This window comes from Paenibacillus timonensis (genome assembly GCF_022427145.1).
GTDB lineage: Bacteria > Bacillota > Bacilli > Paenibacillales > Paenibacillaceae > Fontibacillus > Fontibacillus timonensis.
Genome location: NZ_JAKSXN010000011.1, coordinates 90,209 through 96,363, shown reverse-complemented (window position 1 = coordinate 96,363; position 6,155 = coordinate 90,209). Strand labels below are relative to the sequence as shown.

The following is a 6,155-nucleotide window of genomic DNA, read 5'->3' as shown; positions in this document are numbered from 1 at the left end:
AGATGCTGCCGTTACGCAGCATCTCTTTTTTTTGTTTTGGGTACTTCAACTGATTGTTGCATTACCTAGAAATAAACCACCCAGATCACGATCGCCAGCAGAATGCGGTACACCGCAAACGGCACCAGCTTGATCCGGTCGATCAGCTTCAAGAAAAACCGGATCGACAACAGCGCAAACACGAAGGCGCTAATGAAGCCCACCACAAAAAACGGCAGCGCATCCATCGTGAAGTATTCCAGATTTTTCACCAGGGAAATCAAGCTGGCCCCCGCCATGATCGGAACGGCCATAATAAAGGTGAAATCAGCCGCCGCGCGGTGGCTTAAGCCGAGCAGTACCCCGCCGGAAATCGTCGAGCCTGAACGCGAGAAACCCGGCCAGATCGAAAGGCATTGGAACAAGCCGATGCTGAACGCTTGCTTGTACGAAATTTGATCGACGGTCTCCACACTTACTCGCTTCGGCGCGAACCGGTCGGCAGCGATCATCAGCAGCGCTCCGATGACCAAACCGATCAACACCGTCGCCGTGGAAAACAGGTGCTCATCGATGTAATCCTCGAACAACACGCCAAGAACCCCGGCAGGAATCAGCCCAACGATCACCTGCATCAGCTTCAACCGCGGCCCGCTCTGTCCAGCCGCCGACGTTCCCTTTGCCTTCCCCGGCATCCAGCGCGACAGTCCCAGCAAATCGATAAATCGGTTGCGGAACACGACCAGGACGGCCAAAATCGAACCGAGTTGAATCACCACTTTAAACGTATTCGCCACATACTTCGAACCGAGCAGTTCCCCGGTTTTCAGCCACATGTCGTCGACAATGATCATATGCCCCGTGGAGGACACCGGAGCAAACTCCGTTAATCCCTCCACCAGGCCAAGAATAATCGCTTTAATGAGTTCCAAAAAATTCATTTCCTCGGTTTCTCCTTATTCCCCTGTTTTGATGTTGCCGCGCGCCCCGCTTCTTCTCCGGCGCAGCCAGAGTACGGCCACAAGCAGCACGCCTGCCGCGATAACGGCATAAGCGATGTTGGAGTAAACGTCCATGAAGGCGACGATTTCTTCCCAGGACCCCCCTACCGCCGCACCGAGCAGGACGAGAGCCACGTTCCAAATGAGCGTCCCGATGGTCGTGAACAGCAGGAACAGGCCGAATTTCATTTTAGACATGCCGGCCGGGATGGAAATCAGGCTGCGGATCAGCGGAACCATCCGGCAGAAGAGCACCGTCCAATAACCGTACCGGTCGAACCAGGCATCCGCGCGGCGGACGTCTTCTTTTTTCAGGCGCAGGAAACGTCCGTAACGGTCAATCCACCTTTCCAGTCGGTCGACGTTAACCAGATATCCGATCCCGTACAGGATCACAGCGCCAAACACCGATCCCAGCGTCGAGAAGACGATGACCCCAATCGGCGTCAAGCTCGTATAGGTGGTCATGAATCCGCCGAATGTTAAGATCACTTCCGACGGAATCGGAGGAAACACGTTTTCCAAGGCAATGAGCAGAAAGACGCCAAAATAACCGAACTGCTCCATAAAGTCCGTAATCCAGTTCTCCACGTCGTACCTCCATTAAATTAGCGAATCGCTTTTTTGACATTGCGTAAATATCGGGCCCGAATGAAGAAGAAATAGGCCACTTGCACCAGCAAAAAGCTGGCCAGGATCACCACCGTCTGCCAAGCGACGGAAAAATTGAACAAGCTTTGCATGGCCTTGAACGCGAACAGGCTGTGCACGATCGCCAGCGCAATCGGTACGAAGAACAACAGCCCAACTTGGCGGGTAACGATCCGGGACAGTTCTTTGTCCGTGAGGCCCAGCTTAGCCAGCGCCCCATATTGCCTCCGGTCATACGCCAAATCGCTGTACAGCCGGAAGTAAAGGAAGCTCCCTGCCGCGATGAAAAATACGGTGCCCACCAGCAAAGCGAAAAACAACAGTGCCCGGTACGTCGTCCGCTGTACTTCAGCCAATGTTCCGCTGACGGTCATGGCGTAGGGCCGGTCCATCTCGTAGCTCATTCTTCCGTTATCGGTCAGGTCCGCGGCCAGGCCGCGGGTGAGCTTCGGATCCTCCACGTAAAACCCGGTGAACCGGTCCGTGCGAATCCCGCCGCCTTCCTTCACCGCAGCCGTCTTCAGCCGTTCCAGCAAGGCATCGCTAACCACCAGACCGGAGAACGAACCTTCCCGATCGTCACCGGCGGTTAGGGTCAGGTTCTCGGGGATGGCTACATGCTGCGTAACGCCGATCTCGCGAACGGGCATCTCCGGCGCGCCTTTAAACGTGTAGGTGACCGGATTCCGCTGCGCGAGCAGCGGCTGCTCCCGCTCCGAGCCGAGCAACAGCAGCGCCTCTCCGTCTTCCGGCGGGGCCTCGGAAACCGCGATCCCCGCCGCCGCGAGAAGCTGCTTGTATTCGGCGAACGAGATCAGCGGCAGGCGCTCCAGCGCCGAGGAAGGGCTGGATGACGCCACTTCCGCGAGGGTGATCGGCAGGCTAACCGTGCGGTAAGCGATCCCTCGCGACGCAAGCTCGCCGCGAATCGCGTCCAGGTACCCAGCCGCGGCATCGCCGTCCCCTTTGGACACATAGGCGATCTCCACCGGATAGTCCTGATCGAATTGATCCGCCAACCGATTCACCGAGGCGAACGCACCAACCGCGCAGAACGTGACCGTCGAGATGACCGTCACGAGGAAGAACATCCGCGCATTCTCTTTCATCCGGTAAGCCAAGCTCGATAGGGTGACCAAATTCGTTTTTTTCCAATAATAGGCCAAATGCCGCTTTGCCCTTTGAATCAAAAACACGCTCAACTGCGTGTAGAAGAAATACGTGCCCGCGATCGTCATCGCCGTGACCGGCAGCATGCGGATCAGCACGTTCGAGGCCGTGGCCGTGGCCGCCAGCAGGTAGCTGGCGCCAAGCAAACCCGCCGCAAGCAGCGTTAATGCCAGGGAAGCCTGCGGTGGCCGGGCAGGCTTCATCTCGGCCTGGAACAGCTCGATCAGCCGGTGCGAGCCCAGCAAAATCGTCGTGCAAAGCGAAATCAGCAGAAACAAGAGCGAGAACGCCCCCAGCGTTAACAGCAGGCCCGGCCAAGGCACATGGAAGGCCAGTTGCGGAACGCCTAGCAGATTGGAGCCGGCCATCAGAAACAGTTTGGCCAGTAAAAGCCCCCCGCCGATGCCGCAAACCAACGATCCCGCGCCGATCAGCATATTTTCCAGGAATACCAGCTTACGCAGCTGTTTTTCGGTCATGCCGTGCAGCAGTAAAATCCCGAACTCGCGTTTGCGCGAACGTAGAAAGGAGCCTACCGAATAGATCACGAAGAAGAAGACAAACACGTACATGATTGCTTCGGCTGCCCATAAGACCAGCACGGCCGAATGATACGTGACCTCCTGCTGAAGGCCGGGATGAAACAGAAACAGCGCACAGACGAAAAAGATCATGACCGAAAACGAGCTGCTCAGAAAATAAGCGGCATACGTTCGTTTGTTCTGCAGGACATTGTTATAGGCGAATTGACGAAAGGTCATGGCTGTCTCCTCCAAGCAGCGACATCATGTCGATGATTTTCTGGAAAAAGGCCTGCCGGTTGTCCCCGCGATAGATTTCGTTGTACAGCTTCCCGTCCTTGATAAAAATGACCCGGTGGCAAAAGCTCGCGGCCAGCGCATCATGCGTGACCATCAGGATCGTCGCCCGGTGGGACTCATTCATGGCGGCGAAAGCGTCCATGACGTCGCGGGAAGCTTTCGAGTCCAGGTTGCCCGTCGGCTCGTCGGCCAAGATCAGCGAGGGCTCATGAATCATCGCGCGGGCGATCGCCGTTCGCTGCATTTGTCCGCCCGATAATTCATAGGCATACTTCGGCAAAATCCCCTGGATCCCAAGCCGACGCGCCATCTCCAGCGCCTTCGCCTTCATGTCTGGAATAGAAACGCCATCCAGCGTTAATGGCAAAACGATGTTTTCCTCCGCCGTCAGCGTATCCAGCAGGTTGAAATGCTGAAAAATGAACCCCAACTCCCGCCGCCGGAACAATGCCGTCTGTTCCCGGGTCATCCGATGCGGGTCCTGCCCATTCAAGGTCACCGCCCCCGAAGTTGGCTCGTCGATCGTGGCGATGACGTTGAGCAGCGTCGTTTTGCCGCTGCCCGACGGCCCCATGATGCCGACGAATTCCCCTTCATGAATCCGGAAACTAACGCCGTCCAAAGCCTTGGTGGCGATCTTTCCCTCGTAGATTTTCGTTAATGCCGCAACTTCCAATACCGCCATGCCGTTCAAGCGCTCCTTCTCATTACATCTCTCGTGTCATGGCATGCCGCCTGACACTTTTGATTATAGTAAAGCCGCCGGCTTACGCTCCATGGCTCAACCTTACAGTTACCTTACTTCGTTGTAAGCTTGACGGTCCGGCTGAAAGACGATCCGCGCTGTCGTCCCCGTCCCCTCCTGCGATTCCAGCTCGATCCGGTGCCCTAATTTAACGCAAATTTCCTTCGCCAAGTACAATCCCATGCCGGTGGATTCTTGAAAACTGCGACCATTGTCTCCGGTAAAATAAGCGTCGAACACCCGCGGAAGATCGCTCGCCGGAATGCCCACGCCTTCATCCTCGATCTCAAGCACCGTCTCCCGCCCGCGCGCATAGCCGCGGAAATGGAGATTCGCCCGTTCCTTCACGGTATATTTGACGGCGTTCGTGATGAGCTGGGTCAGTACGAAAGTTAGCCATTTCTCGTCTGAAGCGACCGCGAGGCCATCGGGAATCCCGATCACGGGATAGACCTTGCGCCGAATGAACAATCTTTTTTGCGCCGAAGCAGCCGAACGTACGAGGGCCCCCAAATCCAGCGTCTCGACCACGAAGTCATGCTCGAACGTATCCAACCGGGCCGCGTAAAGCACCATCTCCAGCCCCTTGCGCATCCGATCCAGCTCATCGCCGATCGCCACCGACCGAGCGTCGTCTTCATGCTGCACCATCAAGTGGATCACGGACAACGGCGTCTTCATTTGATGGACCCATTGATTCATAAAATGGCGATGGCCGTCGATCTTGCTCTGCTGCTCGCCGATTTCCTGCAAATAAAGGCGATATTGCGCCTTGAGCAACCGCTGCAGGGAGTCGGCCAGCGGCGAGCCCGGTTTGACATCGGCAAAAGCGCGCAGGGACTCGGGGACCTGCCCCAGCAGGCGATAGAACGACCGGTTCGTCCAATAGCGGATAACTAAAAATACGACCAAGACGCAAGAACTGAGCAATGCGGCATAAATACTGATCGCCGCATGACGGTAACCGTCAAGCCAATAGACCAGGGTAATCAAAGCCAGTTGCAGCAAATAAGCCAGAATGAACGGGCGTTGATCCCGCAAGAATAAACGCATGGGCTCACTCCCCCCATTGCGGCACAAGCCGGTAACCCTGGCCCCGAACGGTTTGCAGCGCATCGTCGATCCCGAGGGCGGACAACTTCTTCCGCACCCGGGTTACGTAGACGTTCAGCGTATTGTCGTCGACAAACGCCTGGTCATCCCAAATTTTCTCCAGCAACCGATCCCGGCTGACCACCTGCTCGATTTTGCCCATTAACTCGTCCAGGATTTTGACCTCGGTTAAGCTTAGCTCGATCCGGTCGTCCCGCAAACTAAGGGATAGCCGGTCCCGGTCCAGGCGCAGCCCGGCGACCGTAACCGCGCGGTCGTCCCCGCTTCCGGCATAGGTCCCATAGGCTCGGCGCAGCTGGCTTTTGATTTTGGCGATCACGATATCGTAATCAAACGGTTTGGTAATGTAGTCATCGGCCCCGTTTTCCAGCGCCATCACCTGGTCCATCTTTCCTTCGCGCGCCGACAAGAATACGATCGGGCAGGTCGATAAGTTGCGGATCTGTCGGCACCAGTAGTACCCGTCGTATTTCGGCAGATTCACGTCCAGCAGCACGAGATGCGGGGCATAACGCTCAAATTCGGTTTTGACCTCGCCGAAATCGGCGACTGCCAGCGTATCGTAACCAAACCGGTGCAAATATTGTTCCAGCAGCTCCACGAGCGGCTTGTCATCTTCGACGATATAGATTTTGAACATGTGCGCTTCTCCCTTTCTTTCATCCCACTCCTTGC

General features: G+C 56.3%; 6 protein-coding genes. All 6 read right to left on the bottom strand.

Features of this window, described 5'->3' with window-relative positions; translation table 11 throughout:
- Nucleotides 1-65: 65 nt before the first annotated feature.
- The 6 genes from MJ257_RS06400 to MJ257_RS06375 all read right to left on the bottom strand — a co-directional run bounded on the left by MJ257_RS06400 (nucleotide 66) and on the right by MJ257_RS06375 (nucleotide 6,120).
- Nucleotides 66-920 carry an undecaprenyl-diphosphate phosphatase gene (locus MJ257_RS06400; RefSeq protein WP_240268432.1) on the bottom strand — a complete coding sequence of 285 codons (855 nt, stop codon included), beginning with the start codon at nucleotides 918-920 and terminating at the stop codon, nucleotides 66-68.
- A gap of 15 nt (nucleotides 921-935) precedes the next feature.
- The gene (locus tag MJ257_RS06395; RefSeq protein WP_178022617.1) at nucleotides 936-1,571 is read right to left on the bottom strand and encodes a DedA family protein; all 636 of its coding nucleotides are present in this window, start codon (nucleotides 1,569-1,571) and stop codon (nucleotides 936-938) included.
- Between the two features lie 17 nt (nucleotides 1,572-1,588).
- Nucleotides 1,589-3,562: an ABC transporter permease gene (locus MJ257_RS06390; RefSeq protein ID WP_240268431.1), complete on the bottom strand. Its 1,974-nt coding sequence runs from the start codon at nucleotides 3,560-3,562 to the stop codon at nucleotides 1,589-1,591.
- Complete coding sequence (locus tag MJ257_RS06385) at nucleotides 3,537-4,307, bottom strand: ABC transporter ATP-binding protein (protein ID WP_178022619.1); 771 nt, start codon at nucleotides 4,305-4,307, stop codon at nucleotides 3,537-3,539. Before MJ257_RS06385 ends, MJ257_RS06390 begins: the two co-directional genes overlap by 26 nt.
- A gap of 108 nt (nucleotides 4,308-4,415) precedes the next feature.
- Nucleotides 4,416-5,420 (bottom strand): sensor histidine kinase, encoded by a 1,005-nt coding sequence (locus tag MJ257_RS06380; protein WP_240268430.1) that lies wholly within the window; start codon nucleotides 5,418-5,420, stop codon nucleotides 4,416-4,418.
- 4 nt (nucleotides 5,421-5,424) lie between these two features.
- Nucleotides 5,425-6,120, bottom strand: a complete 696-nt coding sequence (locus MJ257_RS06375; RefSeq protein WP_240268429.1) for a response regulator transcription factor — start codon at nucleotides 6,118-6,120, stop codon at nucleotides 5,425-5,427.
- Nucleotides 6,121-6,155: the final 35 nt, after the last annotated feature.